This is a genomic window from Streptomyces cyaneofuscatus (assembly GCF_000718135.1).
Classification (GTDB): domain Bacteria; phylum Actinomycetota; class Actinomycetes; order Streptomycetales; family Streptomycetaceae; genus Streptomyces; species Streptomyces cyaneofuscatus.
The window spans coordinates 686,523-703,648 of sequence record NZ_JOEM01000001.1 but is presented as its reverse complement, the minus strand read 5'-3'; the positions used below and the strand labels follow the sequence as shown (position 1 = coordinate 703,648).

The window sequence follows — 17,126 nt, the reverse complement described above, 5'->3', positions numbered from 1 at the left end:
AGGAGAGAGAGCAGTGCTGAACGGGTTCAAGGACTTCATCCTGCGCGGAAACGTCATCTCGATGGCGATCGGCCTCGCCGTCGGAGCAGCCTTCACCGCCGTCGTCACCGGCTTCAGCACCGCCTTCATCACCCCGCTGATCGGCCTCGCCACCGGCTCGGTCGGAGACTTCAGCACAGCGGAGTTCGCCGTCCAGGGCGCGATCTTCCCGTACGGGAAGTTCCTCGCGGCCGCGATCGCCTTCATCATCACCGCCGCGGTCCTCTACTTCTGCGTCGTCGTCCCCATGGCCAAGGTGCAGAACCGCTTCACCAAGGAGGAGGAGGTCGACATCAAGGCCGCCCTCCGCGACTGCCCGCGCTGCTTCAGCGCGATCCCCGCCGTCGCCTCCCGCTGCGCGCACTGCACCAGCGAGGTCGAACCGGACCCCGAGGCCGTCTCTCTCGCCAAGCTGCCCGTGCAGCGCTGAGCCCTCTGCCCGTCGAGCGCTGACGCACGCACGCCCCGCCACCCGTACGGCCCAGTGCCATGCCGTACGGGCCAGGATCCGGAACCGGCCGGATCACGCCGGAACGGCCCCGCCCTCCGGCCGCACGCACAAGGGAACTAGCTCCCCTCGCCTGGCGTTGACCAGTACGGGAGGCTCCACTGGGGGAGTGGAGCACCACCATGCAAAGGGTTCCCCTGCTGCACCACTTGGAGGGCGTACCGTGCACCGCCGGCACAACGGGCTGAAAACCGCCGTACTCCTCGGGGGCCTGTCCGCACTCATCATCATCATCGGCAGCTTCTTCGGACGTACGGGCCTCGTCATCGCCCTCGTCGTGGCCGTCGGCACCAACGCCTACGCCTACTGGAACAGCGACAAGCTGGCCCTGCGGGCGATGCGGGCCCGCCCCGTCAGCGAATTCGAGGCGCCACAGCTCTACCGGATCGTCCGCGAGCTCTCCACCGCGGCCCGCCAGCCGATGCCCCGCCTGTACATCTCCCCGACCCAGGCGCCCAACGCCTTCGCCACCGGCCGTAATCCGCGCAACGCGGCCGTCTGCTGCACCGAGGGCATCCTCCAGATCCTCGACGAGCGGGAGCTGCGCGGGGTCCTGGGCCACGAGCTCAGCCACGTCTACAACCGGGACATCCTCATCTCCTCCGTCGCCGGAGCCCTCGCCTCCGTCGTCATGTTCCTGGTCAACTTCGCCTGGCTCATCCCCATCGGCCGCTCCAACGACGATGAAGGCCCCGGCCTCCTGGGTATGCTCCTGATCATGATCCTGGGGCCGCTCGCCGCCTCCGTCATCCAGCTCGCGGTCAGCCGTTCCCGCGAGTACGAGGCCGACGCCTCCGGAGCGCAGCTCACCGGGGATCCACTCGCCCTCGCCAGCGCCCTGCGCAAACTCGACGCAGGAACGAAACAGCTCCCGCTGCCCCCGGAGCCCAGGATCGAGACCGCGAGCCACATGATGATCGCGAACCCCTTCCGTCCCGGACAGGGGATGGCCAGGATGTTCTCCACCCATCCGCCGATGGCGGAGCGCATCTCCCGACTGGAACAGATGGCAGGTCGCCGCCCATGAACACCATCCTGAACATCATCTGGCTCGTCCTGTGCGGCCTCTGGATGTTCCTCGGCTATCTCCTCGCAGGCGTTCTGCTCTGCATCACCATCATCGGCATCCCGTTCGGCGTCGCCGCCTTCAGGATCGGGGTGTACGCGCTCTGGCCCTTCGGCTACACCGTCGTCGACCGCAGGGACGCCGGATCGCCCTCCTGCGTCGGCAACGTCCTCTGGCTGGTCCTCGCCGGATGGTGGCTCGCCCTCGGCCACATCACCACCGGCATCGCCCTCTGCATCACGATCATCGGCATCCCCCTGGGCATCGCCAACTTCAAGCTGATCCCGGTCTCGCTCCTGCCCTTCGGCAAGGAGATCGTCCGCACGGACCAGCCGTTCGCCGCTCGCTAGGAGCCGGGAAGCAGCCGGTCAGCAACCGAACACCTGCTCGCTGCGTCTTGTGTCCCAAGACCAGGCAGAGGGTAGGAGCAGCGACATGAGCATTGTCGGTTGGATCATTCTTGGGCTGCTCGCCGGAGTCATAGCCAAAATCCTGCTCCCGGGCCGTGACCCGGGCGGCATCATCGGGACCACCATCATCGGCGTCGCCGGTGCCTTCGTCGGAGGCTGGCTCTCCAGCCAGTTCCTCGACCGTCCCATCAGCAACGACTTCTACGACACCGCGACCTGGATCGCCGCCATCGCCGGCTCCCTGGTCCTGCTGATCCTCTACCGGCTGCTCTTCGGCAACTCCCGCGAACGCCGCTGACCGCGAACGCCGCTCAGCGCAGCCCTGTCTCCCGCAACGTCACATTCAGCCGGCCGGCCCGCATCCCCGCATCCGGGTCGGCCGATCCGGCGTACACCTTCGGCACCCCGTGGAACGCGAAGCGCGACGGGCCGCCGAAGACGAAGAGGTCCCCGGAGACCAACTCCACGTCCGTGTAGGGCTGCCCGCGACTCTCAGGGTTCCCGAAGCGGAACACGCACGTCGCCCCGATGCTCAACGACACGACGGGAGCGCCCGACCGCTCCTCCTTGTCCTGGTGCATGCCCATCCGCGCCGCGTCGTCGTAGAAGTTGATCAGCGCGGTGTCCGGAGTGAACGCCTCCGCCGCACCCTCGTCCTCGTACGCCTCCGCCACCGCCGCACGCCCCAGCGCGACCAGCCACCGCGGCAGCGGGGCCACCGGGGCACCGTTCACATCGTCGGCGGTACGGGTGTAGCGGTACGGCTGCCAGTGCCAGCCCAGGCACACCGTCCGCACCGACATCACGCCGCCGCCCGGCAACACCGTGTGCCGCAGCGGAACCGGCCCCCGCGCCCAATCCCGGCACGCCGACACCAACTCCCGCCGCCGCTCCACCGGGAGCCAGTCCGGTACGTGCACGGCACCCGGCGCGACCACCTGCCGGGGCCGGGGGAACAGCCCGCCCGACGCCGCCGGAACCCCACGCGAGACCATCCGTCACGCCACCTTCAGCCGCCGGCCCGCACACCCGAAGCGCACGCGGCTCCTTCGAGCCCCAGCAACAACTGCTTGCGCTCCAGGCCACCCGCGTACCCCCGCAGCGCCCCGTCCGCGCCGATCACCCGGTGGCACGGCCGCACGACCAGCAGCGGGTTGCGCCCGATCGCCGTCCCCACCGCCCGCACCCCCGCGCCCGAGGCCCCGACCCGCGCGGCGACCTCCCCGTACGACAGGGTCCGCCCGTACGGGATGGACTCGACCACCTCCCAGACGCGCCGCTGGAACTCCGTACCCACGCCCTCCGCGACCGGCACGTCGAACCGCGTCGACCGACCCGCGAAGTACGCCTCCAACTGCGCGACGACCCAGGCGAACAGCTCGGGCGCCCGGAGCCAGCCGTCCTGGACGACGGCGCCGCCCTTCTGCCCGGGCACGGACAGCGACACCAGCCGCAGCCCCTCGGCCGTCCCGTCCGACTCGCCCACCAGCAGCAACTCGCCCAGCGGACTGGCCACCCGCGTGTACACCGTCGTCACGACCGCTCACTTCCCTTACCGACACGGACCGCGGACCTGGCGAACCCGGGCCCGCACCGGCCAGTCTGCTCCGCACCCCGCCCCCACCACCGGCGGTTTTCGGACACGGAGCCAGGCGCACCGGATTCGGGCGCACCCCCATGAACGCGGAGAGGCACCCCGTCGAGATCGCCCCCGACGGCGTGCCCCTTCTCGCTCACGAGTCGTCCTACCGGCTACCGGTAGTTCACGTACTGGATGGCGAAGTCGAGGTCCTTCTCCTTCAGCAGCGCCTGCACGGCCTGAAGGTCGTCCCGGCTCTTCGAGCTGACGCGCAGCTCGTCACCCTGGACCTGGGCCTTGACGCCCTTGGGACCCTCGTCGCGGATGATCTTCGCCACCTTCTTGGCGTTCTCCTGGGAGATGCCCTCCTCGATGGTGGCGAAGATCTTGTACTCCTTGCCGGAGAGCTGCGGCTCACCGGCGTCCAGCGACTTCAGCGAGATGCCCCGCTTGACCAGCTTGGACTGGAAGATGTCGAGGATCGCCTTGACCCGCTCCTCGCCGTTCGCCTCCATCAGGATCTTCTCGCCGGACCACGAGATCGAGGCGCCCGTGCCCTTGAAGTCGTAACGCTGGGAGATCTCCTTGGCGGCCTGGTTGAGGGCGTTGTCGACCTCCTGCCGCTCGACCTTCGAGACGATGTCGAAACTGGAGTCGGCCATGACGTGTGGCTCCTTGCGTCGAATGTGCGTGGGATACAGCGCAAAGCCTAGCCACCGCCGCACCGTCCGGCTGCTGATCAATGAGGTGGCGGAGCACCCCTGGCCATCAGGTATTGTTTACGTCGTCGCCAAGGAGCTCACCAGTGGAGATCCGACGCGTCGTTCGAGGCGGTGTGCCCGAGTGGCCAAAGGGAGCAGACTGTAAATCTGCCGGCTCAGCCTACCCAGGTTCGAACCCTGGCGCCGCCACGCGAACGAAGCCCCCGACCAGTCCTTCTGGTCGGGGGCTTCCTCGTTCACGACAGTTTCCGGCAGTGGTCGGCCGCTCCGTCAGTTGCCCGCGACGTCCTTCACGGCCACCGTGACCGGCACGTTCCCCGAGATGACCTCAAGGGTCAGACCCGCCGTCGCCGGGGTGTCCAGCAGCTCCAGGATCGTCGCCGCGACGTCGTCGCGCGGGATCGGGCCGCGCCCGGTCTTCGCGGCGAGCTGGATCTGTCCGTTGCCCGCGTCGTTGGTGAGCATCCCGGGGCGCAGGATCGTCCAGTCGAGCGCGGAGCGGGAGCGTACGTCGGCGTCCGCCGCGCCCTTCGCCCTCAGGTAGACGTCGAACACCTCGTCGCCGGGGTGGTCGGGGTCGGCGCCCATGGAGGAGACGACGATGTACCGGCGTACGCCCGCGGCTTGGGCCGCGTCGGCGAAGAGGACGGCGGCGCCCCGGTCGACGGTGTCCTTGCGGGCGGTGCCGCTGTTCGGTCCGGCGCCCGCCGCGAAGACGGCCGCGTCGGCCCCGCGCAGCACCTCCGCGGTCTCCTCCACGGAGGCCGATTCGAGGTCCAGCACGGCGGGTTCGGCGCCGATATCGGTGAGGTCCTGACTCTGTTGGGGGTTGCGGATGATCCCGACGGCTTCATCCCCGCGTGCGGCGAGCAGCCGCTCCAGCCGCAGTGCGATCTGTCCGTGTCCACCTGCGATGACAATGCGCATACCTCCGACCGTACGCCCGACGGCCGCCGTGTGCTCAGCTCCCCGGCCCGCCACCGGAGTCGGGTCGCCCCTGGCGGGGGAGATCGGGGCCGGCGATCGCGTCGGGGTCGGAGTCGCAGTACTCGCGTACGGCGCTGGTGCGCGCGACGATCCGGCCGCGATGGATGACGATCCGGCTGTAGGCGAGGGAGAGCGCGGCGGAGAGCTGTTCACCGCGTACGGCGAGGAGTTCGGCCGGGAAGCCCGCCTCCACGCGGACGTCGGGCAGACCGAGGGCGGCGCGGGCGGTGGTGGAGACCGCGGCGTAGGCGTGTTCGGGGCGCAGGCCGTGCTGCGAGGCGAGGAGGTACGCCGCCTCCAGCGGGTCGCCGCGGCCCACGGGGTTGGCCGTGTCGCGCAGTGCGCCGCTGCCCGCCGCCACGCGTACGCCCGCGGAGCGCAGGAGTCGTACGGGGGCGGTCGTGCGGCGTTCTGAGACCGTACAGCTCCCCTGGGGGAGGCAGACGACGGTGACCCCGGCGGCGGCCAGCTGGTCGGCGGCCCGGCTCGCGGTCTCCAGGGGGAGGTGGGCGAGGCCGGCGCAGGGGCCGAGGGTGACGCCGGGGCGCAGGCCCCCGGCCATGGCGGCTAGGCGGGCGAGGCGGGCCGGGTCGTCGCCGTCGGTGTGCAGGTCGACGGGACGGCCGTGTTCGGCGGCGACCTCCAGGACGGCCGCGGTGTAGCCGGTGGGGTCGGGGTCCAGGTCGGGGCAGCCGCCGACGACCGTGGCGCCCATCTTCACGGCGTCGCGGAGCATGGCGAGGCCGTCGGCCCCGGCGATGCCGGTGAGCAGGCGGGGGACGGCGACCGCGGTCAGGTCGGCCAGGCCGCGCAGGGCCCGCCGGGCCTGCAGGACGGCCTCCAGCGCGGCGAGGCCCGGGACGTCGCCGATGCGGACGTGGGCGCGCAGGGCGGTGGCGCCGTGGCCGAGCTGGAGGAGGGCGGCCTCGGTGGCGCGGCGCTGGATGTCCTCGGGGTGGTCGGAGGCGGGTCCGACGCCATCGGCGGTGAGGGCGGTGTCGCCGTGGGCGTGGGGCTCGGCCGGGGCGGGGAGCAGGAGGTAGCCGCGCAGGTCGATGCGGGGGCCCCGGGCGGTGAGGCTGCCCGCGGTGCCGACGGCCTCGATACGGCTGCCGCTCAGGCGTACGTCGACGGCGCGGCCGTCGGTCAGGCGGGCGCCGCTCAGGACGAGGGCGGGGGCGGGGTCGGTGGTGGCCGCTTCGGCGCTGTCGGGTGCGCTGTCGTCGGGCCGCCGCGGCCGGCTGTCGGGCATCGCGCTCCTGGGAGGGGTGCACGGCCGCGCGGAGCGGTCGAGCCTGGAGGTGGTCCCGTCGATCATGACCGGGTCCGCGACGCGTGGCACGGCGGCTTCCGGGAAGAGCCCATTAGTCGTACCGGTACCCCCGCGCCGACGCGGGGAAGGGGCCCGTCCGGAAGCGGACACGGGCTGGATCAAGGCCTGATCAGGGGGTGTGGGCGAGCCCGGACCGGCGGCCGGAGCGTGGGGCCGAAACGGATTTGGGCGATCGGCCGGAGAGCGTGTAATGTCTTCCTCGCTCGCCCCAATAGCTCAGTCGGTAGAGCGTCTCCATGGTAAGGAGAAGGTCTGCGGTTCGATTCCGCATTGGGGCTCTGGTGATCGGGAAACCCCGCTTCGGCGGGGGGACTCATCATCAAAGCGGTGTAGCTCAGTCGGTAGAGCAAGCGGCTCATAATCGCTGTGTCACCGGTTCAAGTCCGGTCACCGCTACTAACGGTAGCCGATTGTTGGGTCGGTCCTTCGATCGGCTACTCTTTTATGCGTTCATCCGTCCATCGTCCGTCCAAGGAGCACTCACGTGGCTGCCACCGACGTCCGCCCGAAGATCACGCTGGCCTGCGTGGAGTGCAAGGAGCGGAACTACATCACCAAGAAGAACCGGCGTAACAACCCGGACCGTCTTGAGATGAAGAAGCACTGCCCGCGCTGCAACTCGCACACCGCGCACCGCGAAACGCGCTGAATCAGGCTCGTACACGAGGCCGTCCCCTCTGGGGGCGGCCTCGTGTCGTTGTCCGGGGTGGTCCCCCGCGCAGGGGCGTGCCCTTATTCGTCATTTCCAGCAGGAGGTAGCGAGCTCATGGCGCTCGACCAGTCCTTCGTGGGCCGGACGTATCCGCCCACCCCGGCGTACGAGGTAGGCCGGGAGAAGATCCGCGAGTTCGCCGAGGCGGTGGGTGACACCCATCCGGCGTACGTCGACGTGGAGGCGGCTCGCGCGCTCGGCCACCCCGATGTGATCGCGCCCCCCACGTTCGTCTTCTCCATCACCTACCGGGCGGCCGGCGAGGTCGTCCAGGACCCGCAGCTGGGCCTGGACTACAGCCGGGTCGTCCACGGCGACCAGAAGTTCTCCTACGTGCGTCCGGTGCGGGCGGGGGACCGGCTGACGGTCACCTCCACGATCGAGACCATCAAGTCCATGGCGGGCAACGACATCGTCGACATCCGCGGCGAGGTGCACGACGAGGCCGGCGAGCTGGTCGTCACGGCGCTCACGAAGCTGGTGGCACGCGCCGCCGAGGAGGCGTGATGACGGCGAAGGTCTCCTACGGGTCGGTCGAGGTCGGTACGGAGCTGCCCGCGCAGTCGTTCCCGGTGACGCGGGCGACGCTCGTGCGGTACGCCGGTGCGTCGGGCGACTTCAACCCGATCCACTGGAACGAGAAGTTCGCGGTCGAGGTCGGGCTGCCGGATGTGATCGCCCACGGCATGTTCACCATGGCCGAGGCGATCCGCGTGGTCACCGACTGGGCCGGGGACCCGGGCGCGGTCGTCGACTACGGGGTGCGGTTCACCAAGCCGGTCGTCGTGCCCAACGACGACAAGGGCGCGCTGATCGAGGTCAGCGGCAAGGTCGCGGCCAAGCTGGAGGACAACCTGGTCCGGGTGGACCTGGTGGCCGTGTGCGACGGCAAGAAGGTGCTGGGCATGTCCCGCGCCGTCGTCCGGCTCGCCTGAGGGCCACGCGCCGGCTGTACGGCTTTCGCGCTCCCCTGTGGGTCACGCGGAAGCTGTCCGGTCCTCGCGCCTGCCTTACAGGTCACGCGGAACCTTGTACGGTCCGTGGCCCCGCCCGAGCGGCGGAGCCACGGACCGTACTCTTGTCCCCGTGCAGGAACTCCACGATGCCCCCCTCGCCCCCCTGACCACCTTCCGGCTCGGCGGCCCCGCCACCCGGCTCCTGACGGCCACCACCGACGCCGAGGTGGTCGCCGCCGTGGCCGAGGCCGACGCGAGCGGCACCCCGCTGCTGGTCATCGGCGGCGGCTCCAACCTGGTCATCGGCGACAAGGGCTTCGACGGCACGGCGCTGCGGATCGCCACCAAGGGGTTCACGCTCTCCGGTACGTCGCTGGAGCTGGCGGCCGGGGAAGTCTGGACCGATGCCGTCGCCCGGACCGTGGAGGCGGGCCTCGCGGGCATCGAGTGCCTGGCCGGCATCCCCGGCTCGGCCGGCGCGACGCCCATCCAGAACGTCGGGGCGTACGGGCAGGAGGTGTCCTCCACCATCACGGAGGTCGTCGCCTACGACCGGCACACCCGGGAGACGGTGACCCTTCCGAACGCGGAGTGCTCCTTCTCGTACCGGCACAGCCGCTTCAAGGCGGAGCCCGACCGCTTCGTGGTGCTCCGGGTCCGCTTCGAGCTGGAGGAGGCGGGCGGCCTCTCCGCGCCCCTCGCGTATCCGGAGACGGCCAGGGCCATGGGCGTCGAGCAGGGCGAGCGCGTCGCCGCATCCGCCGCCCGGGAGACCGTGCTGAAGCTGCGCGCCGGCAAGGGCATGGTGCTGGACCCGGACGACCACGACACCTGGTCCGCGGGCTCCTTCTTCACCAACCCGATCCTCGACGAGGCCGCGTTCCAGGACTTCCTGGCGCGGGTCCACGAGCGCCTCGGCCCGGACGTGACGCCCCCGGCGTTCCCCGCCGGGGACGGCCGCACCAAGACCTCGGCGGCCTGGCTGATCGACCGGGCCGGCTTCACCAAGGGGTACGGCAGCGGCCCGGCCCGGATCTCCACCAAGCACACCCTCGCCCTCACCAACCGCGGCGAGGCCACCACCGAGGACCTCCTCGCGCTGGCCCGTGAGGTCGTCGCCGGGGTCCACGCGGCCTTCGGCGTCACCCTGGTCAACGAGCCGGTGACGGTCGGCGTCGCCCTGTAAGCGTGCGCGCGCCCCTGTAAAGCGTGTACGTGACCCTATAAGCGTGCGCGTGACCTTATGAGGCAGCTCAGTAGGCGATGCCCACGCCCTGCCGCACGGCCGCCGGGTCGTCGATCAGCCCGAGCATCGCGTGCGCCACATCGGCCCGGGAGATGGACCGGCTGCTGACGGGCGCGCCGCCCACCACCGCGCGGTAGACGCCCGTGCACGGCCCGTCCGTCAGCTTCGGAGGCCGTACGGAGGTCCAGTCCGTGGCGCTGCGCTCCAGGGCCGCCTCCATCCGTGCGAGGTCCGCGTACAGGTCCGCCAGAACCGCGCCGATCGCCTTGCGTGCCAGCCGGTCCACCAAGGGCTCACCGGCCGGTACCGGCCCGACCGGGACCGCGCTCACCACCATTAGCCGGCGCACCCCCTCGGCCTCCATCGCGTCGACGATCCGCCCGGTCAGCCGCTCGGCGACCCCGTCCGCCTTCCGGCTGCGCGAGCCGAGCCCCGAGAGCACCGCGTCCCGCCCCGCCACCGCCGCACGCACGGCCGCCGGGTCGTCCAGCGGCACGGCCCCGCCCAGCGCCCGGGCGTCGAACGCCTCCGGGAGCCTCGCCGGGTCGCGGACCACGACCGTCACCTCGTGGCCCGCCGCGAGCGCCTGGCCCACGATCTCCCGGCCGACACCCCCGGTCGCTCCGAACACCGTCAGCCGCATGCGCCCTCCTCAGGTGGGTGGGTGTTCACTCACCTCTAAGGTGAGTGACTGATCATCCACCCGTCAAGCCGCAGGAGAGCCCTTTATGGAGCCGAAGCCGGCCCGCGTGCGCATCGTCGACGCCGCCCACGAACTGATGGGCTCCATCGGCCTCGCCCGGACCACCACCAAGGAGATCGCGCGGGCGGCCGGCTGCTCGGAGGCGGCGCTCTACAAGTACTTCCCCAGCAAGGAGGAGCTCTTCGTGACCGTCCTCAAGGAGCGGCTGCCGAAGCTCGGGGGGCTGCTCGGGGACCTGGTCCCGGGGGAGGGCGGCGTCGAGGCCAACCTCACCGAGGTCGCCCGGCAGGCCGCGCTCTTCTACGAGCAGACGTTCCCCATGGCCGCGTCCCTGTACGCCGAACCGCAGCTCAAGCGGCGCCACGAACAAGGGCTGCGGGAGCTCGGGGCCGGCCCCCACCTGCCCATCCAGGGGCTCGACGCGTACCTCCGCGCCGAACAGCGCGCGGGCCGGGTGCGAGCGGACGCCGACACCTACGCGGCCGCCTCACTCCTGCTCGGCGCCTGCGCCCAGCGGGCCTTCGCCTACGACGCGCTCCCCGGCGGGACGCCCCCGCAGCCACTGGACGCGTTCGCCGCCTCGCTCGCCCGCACCCTGCTGGCCGGAATCAGCTAGCCAGCCAGTCGTCGATCCCGGACAGCAGCTTGTCCCGTACGTCCACGGGCGCCGCCGATCCGCGTACCGACTGGCGGGCCAGCTCGGCCAGCTCCGCGTCGGTGAACCCGTGGTCGCGGCGGACCAGCTCGTACTGCGCGGCCAGCCGGGATCCGAACAGCAGCGGGTCGTCCGCGCCCAGCGCCATCGGCACCCCCGCGTCGAACAGAGTGCGCAAGGGGACATCGGCGGCCTTCTCGTAGACGCCGAGCGCCACATTGGAGGACGGGCAGACCTCGCAGGTCACCTGGCGCTCGGCCAGCCGCTCCAGCAGCCGGGGATCCTCGGCCGCCCGGACCCCGTGGCCGATGCGTGAGGCGTCCAGGTCGTCCAGGCAGTCGCGCACGCTGGAGGCGCCCGCGAGCTCCCCGCCGTGCGGGGCCGCCAGCAGGCCGCCCTCCCGGGCGATGGCGAAGGCCCGGTCGAAGTCACGGGCCATCCCGCGCCGCTCGTCGTTGGAGAGCCCGAAGCCGACGACGCCCCGGTCCGCGTACCGCACGGCCAGCCGCGCCAGGGTCCGGGCGTCCAGCGGGTGCTTCATCCGGTTCGCGGCGATCACCACGCGCATCCCCAGACCGGTGTCCCGGGCGGCGCTGTCCACCGCGTCGAGGATGATCTCGATCGCCGGGATCAGTCCGCCGAGCAGCGGGGCGTACGAGGTGGGGTCGACCTGGATCTCCAGCCAGCCGGAACCGTCCGCGACGTCCTCCTGGGCGCTCTCGCGGACCAGGCGGTGGATGTCCTCGGGGGACCTCAGGCAGGACCGGGCGATGTCGTAGAGCCGCTGGAAGCGGAACCAGCCGCGCTCGTCGGTCGCCCGCAGCTTCGGCGGCTCGCCGCCGGTCAGCGCGTCGGGGAGGTGGACCCCGTACTTGTCGGCGAGTTCGAGCAGGGTGGTGGGCCGCATCGACCCGGTGAAGTGCAGGTGCAGGTGGGCCTTGGGCAACAGACGTACATCACGCTCCATTTGAAGATCCTGCCGCACGGGCGGGCCGGAGCGGAAGCCGCTTTCCTCTTTGGAGTGGGCCTGAGACGAAAAGAGCCCCCGGCCGAGGCGGCCGGGGGCACAATTCGCGGGCTTCTCAGGCCTTGGCCTCGCCCAGCAGCTTCTGGAGCCGGGAGACGCCCTCGATGAGGTCGTCGTCGCCCAGCGCGTAGGAGAGGCGGAGGTAGCCGGGGGTGCCGAAGGCCTCGCCCGGGACGACGGCGACCTCGGCCTCGTCCAGGATGAGGGCGGCGAGCTCGACCGAGTCGGCCGGGCGCTTGCCGCGGATCTCCTTGCCGAGCAGCCCCTTCACCGACGGGTAGGCGTAGAACGCGCCCTCGGGCTCCGGGCAGAGCACGCCGTCGATCTCGTTGAGCATCCGCACGATGAGGTTGCGGCGGCGGTCGAAGGCGGTGCGCATCTCCGCGACGGCGTCCAGTGGGCCGGAGACCGCGGCCAGCGCGGCGACCTGGGCCACGTTGGAGACGTTGGAGGTGGCGTGCGACTGGAGGTTGGTCGCGGCCTTGACGACGTCCTTGGGGCCGATGATCCAGCCCACGCGCCAGCCGGTCATCGCGTACGTCTTGGCGACGCCGTTGACGACGATGCACTTGTCGCGCAGCTCCGGCACGATCGCCGGGAGCGAGGTGAACGTCGCGTCGCCGTAGACGAGGTGCTCGTAGATCTCGTCGGTCATGACCCACAGGCCGTGCTCGACGGCCCAGCGGCCGATCGCCTCGGCGTCGGCCTCGCTGTAGACGGCGCCGGTCGGGTTGGACGGCGAGACGAAGAGGACGACCTTGGTCTTCTCCGTGCGCGCGGCCTCCAGCTGCTCGACCGAGACCCGGTAGCCGGTGGTCTCGTCGGCGACGACCTCGATCGGGACACCGCCGGCGAGCCGGATCGACTCGGGGTAGGTGGTCCAGTACGGGGCGGGGACGATGACCTCGTCGCCCGGGTCGAGGATCGCCGCGAAGGCCTCGTAGATGGCCTGCTTGCCGCCGTTGGTCACCAGGATCTGGCCGGCGTCGACCTCGTAGCCGGAGTCCCGCAGCGTCTTCTCTGCGATGGCGGCCTTGAGCTCGGGGAGCCCGCCGGCCGGGGTGTAGCGGTGGTACTTCGGGTTGCGGCAGGCCTCGACCGCGGCGTCGACGATGTAGCCGGGGGTCGGGAAGTCGGGCTCGCCGGCACCGAAGCCGATCACCGGACGGCCGGCGGCCTTGAGGGCCTTGGCCTTGGCGTCGACGGCGAGGGTCGCGGACTCGGAGATCGCACCGATGCGGGCGGAAACCCGGCGCTCGGACGGAGAAGTTGCAGCGCTCATGGGCCCCATGCTCCCAGACCGGAAAACCCGCCGGCACACGGGTTTCAGGGACCGGACAGGACTCGGACGGGAACCGGGCAGGACCGGTCGGTAGTTGTCTGTTCGACGCAGCGGCCCTGAGCACGTACACTCACCTGTCGTTGGCCTTCACCAGCCACACCGTTTCCGCACTCGGGCACCGGGAAAGATGCGGTAGGTTGGTGGAAACCACCAAGGGTCGTAGCTCAATTGGTAGAGCACTGGTCTCCAAAACCAGCGGTTGGGGGTTCAAGTCCCTCCGGCCCTGCTACACACTCCTTCGCCAGGATGTGTGCGCATGTACGTACTTCATTGCACAGCCGTGCGGCTCCACCGGGCGCGGCACGGCCACGACCCGGAATCAGGTGAGAAGCGTGACGGACGCCGTGGGCTCCATCGACATGCCTGATGCTGAGGATGAATCCCCCGAGTCCAGCAAGAAGACTCGGAAGGGCGGCAAGCGCGGCAAGAAGGGTCCTCTGGGCCGTCTCGCGCTGTTCTACCGCCAGATCGTCGCCGAACTCCGTAAGGTTGTCTGGCCGACTCGCAGCCAGCTGACGACATACACCAGTGTGGTGATTGTGTTCGTCGTTGTCATGATTGGTCTTGTTACCGTTCTTGACATGGGGTTCGCGCGGGTCATCAAGTACGTCTTCGGCTGAGCCGGCGGAAGGCGTCCGACCGGCGCCCCCACCGCATGTTCCACCCCTTTGTATCCAGGAAGAAGCAGCCATCGTGTCTGACCCGAACCTGAACGACGCCGTCGAGCCCGAGGCTGGCGCCTTCGAGTCCGCCAAGGACGAGCTCGGCATCGTTGAGGCTGCTGATTCCGAGAAGGCCGATCAGGCCGAGGCCGACGAGGCCACCGAGACCGCTGTGGACGCCGTCGCCGACGAGACGATCGAGGCCGACGAAGACGCCGAGGTCGCCGAAGAGGCCGTCGAGGCCGAGGCCGACGACGAGAGCGCGGACGAAGCGGACGAGGAAGAGGCCGGGCCGGCCGCCCCCGTCGACCCCGTCACCGCCCTGCGCGACGAGCTGCGCACCCTCCCCGGCGAGTGGTACGTCATCCACACGTACGCCGGTTACGAGAAGCGCGTGAAGGCCAACCTGGAGCAGCGCGCCGTCTCGCTCAACGTGGAGGAGTTCATCTATCAGGCCGAGGTGCCTGAAGAGGAAATCGTCCAGATCAAGAACGGCGAGCGCAAGAACGTCCGGCAGAACAAGCTCCCCGGCTACGTGCTGGTGCGCATGGACCTGACGAACGAGTCCTGGGGCGTCGTGCGGAACACGCCGGGCGTCACCGGCTTCGTGGGCAACGCCTACGACCCGTACCCGCTGACCCTGGACGAGATCGTCAAGATGCTCGCCCCGGAGGCCGAGGAGAAGGCCGCCCGCGAGGCCGCCGAGGCCGAGGGCAAGCCGGCTCCGTCCCGCAAGGTCGAGGTCCAGGTGCTGGACTTCGAGGTGGGCGACTCGGTCACCGTCACCGACGGCCCGTTCGCCACGCTGCAGGCCACGATCAACGAGATCAACGCCGACTCGAAGAAGGTCAAGGGCCTCGTCGAGATCTTCGGCCGCGAGACCCCCGTCGAGCTCAGCTTCGACCAGATCCAGAAGAACTAGCGCTTACGCCGGTTTCTGGACACATGCCTACCCAGCAGGTCAGAGGGGCTTCGCGGCCGCTCTGACCTGCTGGGTTTTTGGTCGCACAGCTATACCCGTTATCGTTGTGCGGTATGCCTCCATCCGGATGACCGGAATTGGCGGCGAAACACTCTCATAGGACCCGGAGAGAGCAATGCCTCCCAAGAAGAAGAAGGTCACGGGGCTTATCAAGCTCCAGATCAACGCCGGTGCGGCGAACCCGGCCCCGCCGGTCGGCCCCGCGCTCGGTCAGCACGGCGTCAACATCATGGAGTTCTGCAAGGCCTACAACGCCGCGACCGAGTCGCAGCGTGGCATGGTCGTGCCGGTGGAGATCACGGTCTACGAGGACCGCTCCTTCACCTTCATCACGAAGACTCCGCCGGCCGCCAAGCTGATCCTCAAGGCCGCGGGTGTGGACAAGGGCTCCGGCGAGCCGCACAAGACCAAGGTCGCCAAGCTGACGGCCGCCCAGGTCCGCGAGATCGCCACGACGAAGCTCCCCGACCTGAACGCCAATGACCTCGACGCCGCGTCGAAGATCATTGCCGGCACCGCCCGTTCCATGGGCATCACGGTCGAAGGCTGATTCAGCCCCGTAGCCCTCAGTGGTAGGACCAAGCGCTGGTCCGCACCACGACTCCACACTCTGAAACCACAGGAGTAGAAGTGAAGCGCAGCAAGAACCTCCGCGCTGCGGACGCCAAGGTCGACCGGGCGCGTACCTACGCCCCGCTCGAGGCCGTCCGTCTCGCCAAGGACACCTCGTCCACGAAGTTCGACGGCACCGTCGAGGTCGCCTTCGCGCTGGGTGTCGACCCGCGCAAGGCCGACCAGATGGTCCGCGGCACCGTGAACCTCCCGCACGGCACCGGCAAGACCGCCCGGGTCCTGGTCTTCGCGACCGGTGACCGTGCTGCGGCCGCGGAAGCCGCCGGAGCCGACATCGTCGGCGCCGACGAGCTCATCGACGAGGTGGCCAAGGGCCGTCTGGACTTCGACGCCGTCGTCGCCACCCCGGACCTCATGGGCAAGGTCGGCCGCCTGGGCCGCGTGCTCGGTCCGCGTGGTCTGATGCCGAACCCGAAGACCGGCACCGTCACCCCCGACGTCGTGAAGGCTGTCAACGACATCAAGGGCGGCAAGATCGAGTTCCGCGTCGACAAGCACTCGAACCTGCACTTCATCATCGGCAAGGTCTCCTTCGACGAGACCAAGCTGGTGGAGAACTACGCAGCGGCGCTGGACGAGATCCTCCGTCTGAAGCCGTCCGCCGCCAAGGGCCGCTACATCAAGAAGGCCACCCTGGCCACCACGATGGGCCCCGGCATCCCGCTGGACGCCAACCGCACCCGCAACCTCCTCGTCGAGGAGGACCCGGCCGCCGTCTGAGCCACCATGCTCACCCGGTAGCCGCGTCGTACGCGTGCACTGTGTGAACGGGCCCCGCAACCTTTCGAGGTGCGGGGCCCGTCCTCGTATCCGGAGGAGATGATCCACGGGGATCACGACGAGGGGTGGGCGGGCCGGATGAGGACGAGCACGTCACGGCGCGTGGGTACGGGGGCCGCCCTGGCGGCCCTGCTGTCGGTGGCGGCCTGCAGCGGCGGAGGCGGCGGCTCCGGTACGGCGGGGAAGCCGACGGGCGCAGGCGTGGCCGACGCCGGCTCGGTGACGGCGCTCCAGCAGATCCGGAAGAGGACCGGCACCGTGCGGTCGGCCCGGATCGAGGGCACCACCGAGATGGGCGACACCGTCTCCATGAAGCAGACGGGGACCGTCGGCTGGTCCGACGGCCTGACGGACTCGCTCACCCTCACGTACACCGGCGGCACCATGGCCAAGGCCCTGAAGCAGGGCGGCGGCGACGGATCGGTGCGGGCCCGCTATCTCCAGGACGAGTACTACGCCGACATGGGCGAGGCCTTCGCGGCGACCGTCGGGGGCAGGCGCTGGGTCCGGTACGCCCACCAGGACCTCGCGGAGCTCGGCGGGCCCGCGGGCGACGCCCTGGAGGAGCGGGTGCAGAACAGCGCCCCGAGCAGGGCCTGAAGGCTCTCCTGGCCGCGGGGGACGTCAGAAAGGCCGGCCAGGAGGACGTACGGGGCGTCCCCGCCGGGCCCTCCTGACCTCTGCCTAAACCTCCCGCACCGGGGTGCGCGTCGCCGGATTTGCCCGGCGCGCCCCCGGTCGCGTACTCTCCACAAGAAGCCAAAGACCGCTGGTCGTCGCTGCG

22 protein-coding genes and 4 tRNA genes are annotated in these 17,126 nt (G+C 70.2%); 18 read left to right on the top strand and 8 right to left on the bottom strand.

The annotated features are described in order from the left end of the window. Window positions 1-13 precede the first annotated feature (13 nt). From mscL to IF17_RS0103400, 4 genes are all read left to right on the top strand, one after another. Window positions 14-469 carry a large conductance mechanosensitive channel protein MscL gene (gene mscL, locus IF17_RS0103415; protein ID WP_030561952.1) on the top strand — a complete coding sequence of 152 codons (456 nt, stop codon included), beginning with the start codon at window positions 14-16 and terminating at the stop codon, window positions 467-469. A gap of 241 nt (window positions 470-710) precedes the next feature. Further along, complete coding sequence (gene htpX / locus IF17_RS0103410) at window positions 711-1,574, top strand: zinc metalloprotease HtpX (RefSeq protein ID WP_030561950.1); 864 nt, start codon at window positions 711-713, stop codon at window positions 1,572-1,574. After that, window positions 1,571-1,963, top strand: coding sequence for a YccF domain-containing protein (locus tag IF17_RS0103405; RefSeq protein WP_030561948.1), 393 nt, complete (start codon window positions 1,571-1,573; stop codon window positions 1,961-1,963). The genes htpX and IF17_RS0103405 overlap by 4 nt, the downstream gene beginning before the upstream one ends. Before the next feature lie 85 nt (window positions 1,964-2,048). Continuing rightward, window positions 2,049-2,321 (top strand): GlsB/YeaQ/YmgE family stress response membrane protein, encoded by a 273-nt coding sequence (locus tag IF17_RS0103400; protein WP_015610677.1) that lies wholly within the window; start codon window positions 2,049-2,051, stop codon window positions 2,319-2,321. 13 nt (window positions 2,322-2,334) lie between these two features. Here the strand turns inward: IF17_RS0103400 and IF17_RS0103395 are convergent, their stop codons facing one another. The 3 genes from IF17_RS0103395 to IF17_RS0103385 form a co-directional block, all read right to left on the bottom strand. Continuing rightward, complete coding sequence (locus tag IF17_RS0103395; RefSeq protein ID WP_030561945.1) at window positions 2,335-3,018, bottom strand: alpha-ketoglutarate-dependent dioxygenase AlkB family protein; 684 nt, start codon at window positions 3,016-3,018, stop codon at window positions 2,335-2,337. A 14-nt stretch (window positions 3,019-3,032) separates the two neighbouring features. Beyond that, window positions 3,033-3,560, bottom strand: a complete 528-nt coding sequence (locus IF17_RS0103390; protein WP_030561943.1) for a methylated-DNA--[protein]-cysteine S-methyltransferase — start codon at window positions 3,558-3,560, stop codon at window positions 3,033-3,035. 215 nt (window positions 3,561-3,775) lie between these two features. Continuing rightward, window positions 3,776-4,264 carry a YajQ family cyclic di-GMP-binding protein gene (locus tag IF17_RS0103385; protein ID WP_018510616.1) on the bottom strand — a complete coding sequence of 163 codons (489 nt, stop codon included), beginning with the start codon at window positions 4,262-4,264 and terminating at the stop codon, window positions 3,776-3,778. Window positions 4,265-4,431: 167 nt separating this feature from the next. Here IF17_RS0103385 and IF17_RS0103380 point away from each other — a divergent pair. Then, window positions 4,432-4,513: transfer RNA gene (locus tag IF17_RS0103380), tRNA-Tyr, on the top strand. An 81-nt stretch (window positions 4,514-4,594) separates the two neighbouring features. On the opposite strand, the gene IF17_RS0103375 is transcribed toward IF17_RS0103380, so the two are convergent. Further along, window positions 4,595-5,251 (bottom strand): SDR family oxidoreductase, encoded by a 657-nt coding sequence (locus IF17_RS0103375; RefSeq protein WP_030561941.1) that lies wholly within the window; start codon window positions 5,249-5,251, stop codon window positions 4,595-4,597. A gap of 34 nt (window positions 5,252-5,285) precedes the next feature. Beyond that, window positions 5,286-6,563 carry an amidohydrolase family protein gene (locus IF17_RS0103370; RefSeq protein WP_030561939.1) on the bottom strand — a complete coding sequence of 426 codons (1,278 nt, stop codon included), beginning with the start codon at window positions 6,561-6,563 and terminating at the stop codon, window positions 5,286-5,288. Window positions 6,564-6,849: 286 nt separating this feature from the next. Between IF17_RS0103370 and IF17_RS0103365 the strand changes: the two genes are divergently transcribed. The 6 genes from IF17_RS0103365 to IF17_RS0103340 all read left to right on the top strand — a co-directional run bounded on the left by IF17_RS0103365 (window position 6,850) and on the right by IF17_RS0103340 (window position 9,498). Beyond that, window positions 6,850-6,922, top strand: a tRNA-Thr gene (locus tag IF17_RS0103365). Window positions 6,923-6,967: 45 nt separating this feature from the next. After that, window positions 6,968-7,040, top strand: a tRNA-Met gene (locus IF17_RS0103360). 88 nt (window positions 7,041-7,128) lie between these two features. Continuing rightward, entirely contained in the window at window positions 7,129-7,293 is a 165-nt protein-coding gene (gene rpmG, locus IF17_RS0103355; protein WP_003956487.1) for a 50S ribosomal protein L33, read from the top strand. Window positions 7,294-7,410: 117 nt separating this feature from the next. Further along, window positions 7,411-7,863: a MaoC family dehydratase N-terminal domain-containing protein gene (locus tag IF17_RS0103350; RefSeq protein WP_030561938.1), complete on the top strand. Its 453-nt coding sequence runs from the start codon at window positions 7,411-7,413 to the stop codon at window positions 7,861-7,863. Then, the gene (locus tag IF17_RS0103345) at window positions 7,863-8,291 is read left to right on the top strand and encodes a MaoC family dehydratase (protein WP_030561935.1); all 429 of its coding nucleotides are present in this window, start codon (window positions 7,863-7,865) and stop codon (window positions 8,289-8,291) included. The genes IF17_RS0103350 and IF17_RS0103345 overlap by 1 nt, the downstream gene beginning before the upstream one ends. 151 nt (window positions 8,292-8,442) lie before the next feature. Beyond that, window positions 8,443-9,498, top strand: coding sequence for a UDP-N-acetylmuramate dehydrogenase (locus IF17_RS0103340; RefSeq protein WP_030561933.1), 1,056 nt, complete (start codon window positions 8,443-8,445; stop codon window positions 9,496-9,498). A gap of 67 nt (window positions 9,499-9,565) precedes the next feature. Here the strand turns inward: IF17_RS0103340 and IF17_RS0103335 are convergent, their stop codons facing one another. Then, the gene (locus IF17_RS0103335; RefSeq protein WP_030561931.1) at window positions 9,566-10,201 is read right to left on the bottom strand and encodes an NAD(P)-dependent oxidoreductase; all 636 of its coding nucleotides are present in this window, start codon (window positions 10,199-10,201) and stop codon (window positions 9,566-9,568) included. Between the two features lie 85 nt (window positions 10,202-10,286). Between IF17_RS0103335 and IF17_RS0103330 the strand changes: the two genes are divergently transcribed. After that, a complete protein-coding gene (locus tag IF17_RS0103330) occupies window positions 10,287-10,877 on the top strand; it encodes a TetR/AcrR family transcriptional regulator (protein ID WP_030561929.1) in 591 nt (196 codons plus the stop codon). Here IF17_RS0103330 and IF17_RS0103325 read toward each other — a convergent pair. Both IF17_RS0103325 and IF17_RS0103320 read right to left on the bottom strand, forming a co-directional pair. Next, window positions 10,870-11,883 carry an adenosine deaminase gene (locus IF17_RS0103325; protein ID WP_018510608.1) on the bottom strand — a complete coding sequence of 338 codons (1,014 nt, stop codon included), beginning with the start codon at window positions 11,881-11,883 and terminating at the stop codon, window positions 10,870-10,872. The genes IF17_RS0103330 and IF17_RS0103325 overlap by 8 nt on opposite strands. A gap of 115 nt (window positions 11,884-11,998) precedes the next feature. Beyond that, window positions 11,999-13,225 (bottom strand): pyridoxal phosphate-dependent aminotransferase, encoded by a 1,227-nt coding sequence (locus IF17_RS0103320; RefSeq protein WP_030561926.1) that lies wholly within the window; start codon window positions 13,223-13,225, stop codon window positions 11,999-12,001. Window positions 13,226-13,438: 213 nt separating this feature from the next. Here IF17_RS0103320 and IF17_RS0103315 point away from each other — a divergent pair. The 6 genes from IF17_RS0103315 to IF17_RS01000000136110 all read left to right on the top strand — a co-directional run bounded on the left by IF17_RS0103315 (window position 13,439) and on the right by IF17_RS01000000136110 (window position 16,942). Beyond that, window positions 13,439-13,511 (top strand) — tRNA-Trp (locus IF17_RS0103315). 106 nt (window positions 13,512-13,617) lie between these two features. Beyond that, on the top strand, window positions 13,618-13,905 hold the full coding sequence (gene secE / locus IF17_RS0103310) for a preprotein translocase subunit SecE (RefSeq protein WP_030561924.1): 288 nt from the start codon (window positions 13,618-13,620) through the stop codon (window positions 13,903-13,905). Between the two features lie 73 nt (window positions 13,906-13,978). Beyond that, window positions 13,979-14,869, top strand: coding sequence for a transcription termination/antitermination protein NusG (gene nusG, locus IF17_RS0103305; RefSeq protein WP_030561922.1), 891 nt, complete (start codon window positions 13,979-13,981; stop codon window positions 14,867-14,869). Window positions 14,870-15,044: 175 nt separating this feature from the next. Next, a complete protein-coding gene (gene rplK / locus IF17_RS0103300) occupies window positions 15,045-15,479 on the top strand; it encodes a 50S ribosomal protein L11 (protein WP_010058817.1) in 435 nt (144 codons plus the stop codon). Between the two features lie 80 nt (window positions 15,480-15,559). Beyond that, window positions 15,560-16,282 (top strand): 50S ribosomal protein L1, encoded by a 723-nt coding sequence (gene rplA / locus IF17_RS0103295; protein WP_030561920.1) that lies wholly within the window; start codon window positions 15,560-15,562, stop codon window positions 16,280-16,282. Between the two features lie 99 nt (window positions 16,283-16,381). Then, window positions 16,382-16,942 carry an SCO4651 family lipoprotein gene (locus IF17_RS01000000136110; protein WP_051883858.1) on the top strand — a complete coding sequence of 187 codons (561 nt, stop codon included), beginning with the start codon at window positions 16,382-16,384 and terminating at the stop codon, window positions 16,940-16,942. Window positions 16,943-17,126: the final 184 nt, after the last annotated feature.

Excerpts from the sequence above, each read along its gene's own strand:
- IF17_RS0103405 (WP_030561948.1), top strand. The coding sequence starts at position 1,571 with ATGAACACCATCCTGAACATCATCTGGCTCGTCCTGTGCGGCCTCTGG.
- IF17_RS0103400 (WP_015610677.1), top strand. The coding sequence starts at position 2,049 with ATGAGCATTGTCGGTTGGATCATTCTTGGGCTGCTCGCCGGAGTCATA.
- IF17_RS0103395 (WP_030561945.1), bottom strand. The coding sequence starts at position 3,018 with ATGGTCTCGCGTGGGGTTCCGGCGGCGTCGGGCGGGCTGTTCCCCCGG.
- IF17_RS0103385 (WP_018510616.1), bottom strand. The coding sequence starts at position 4,264 with ATGGCCGACTCCAGTTTCGACATCGTCTCGAAGGTCGAGCGGCAGGAG.
- IF17_RS0103375 (WP_030561941.1), bottom strand. The coding sequence starts at position 5,251 with ATGCGCATTGTCATCGCAGGTGGACACGGACAGATCGCACTGCGGCTG.
- IF17_RS0103370 (WP_030561939.1), bottom strand. The coding sequence starts at position 6,563 with ATGCCCGACAGCCGGCCGCGGCGGCCCGACGACAGCGCACCCGACAGC.
- IF17_RS0103350 (WP_030561938.1), top strand. The coding sequence starts at position 7,411 with ATGGCGCTCGACCAGTCCTTCGTGGGCCGGACGTATCCGCCCACCCCG.
- IF17_RS0103345 (WP_030561935.1), top strand. The coding sequence starts at position 7,863 with ATGACGGCGAAGGTCTCCTACGGGTCGGTCGAGGTCGGTACGGAGCTG.
- IF17_RS0103335 (WP_030561931.1), bottom strand. The coding sequence starts at position 10,201 with ATGCGGCTGACGGTGTTCGGAGCGACCGGGGGTGTCGGCCGGGAGATC.
- IF17_RS0103330 (WP_030561929.1), top strand. The coding sequence starts at position 10,287 with ATGGAGCCGAAGCCGGCCCGCGTGCGCATCGTCGACGCCGCCCACGAA.
- IF17_RS0103325 (WP_018510608.1), bottom strand. The coding sequence starts at position 11,883 with ATGGAGCGTGATGTACGTCTGTTGCCCAAGGCCCACCTGCACCTGCAC.
- IF17_RS0103320 (WP_030561926.1), bottom strand. The coding sequence starts at position 13,225 with ATGAGCGCTGCAACTTCTCCGTCCGAGCGCCGGGTTTCCGCCCGCATC.
- rplK (WP_010058817.1), top strand. The coding sequence starts at position 15,045 with ATGCCTCCCAAGAAGAAGAAGGTCACGGGGCTTATCAAGCTCCAGATC.
- IF17_RS01000000136110 (WP_051883858.1), top strand. The coding sequence starts at position 16,382 with ATGATCCACGGGGATCACGACGAGGGGTGGGCGGGCCGGATGAGGACG.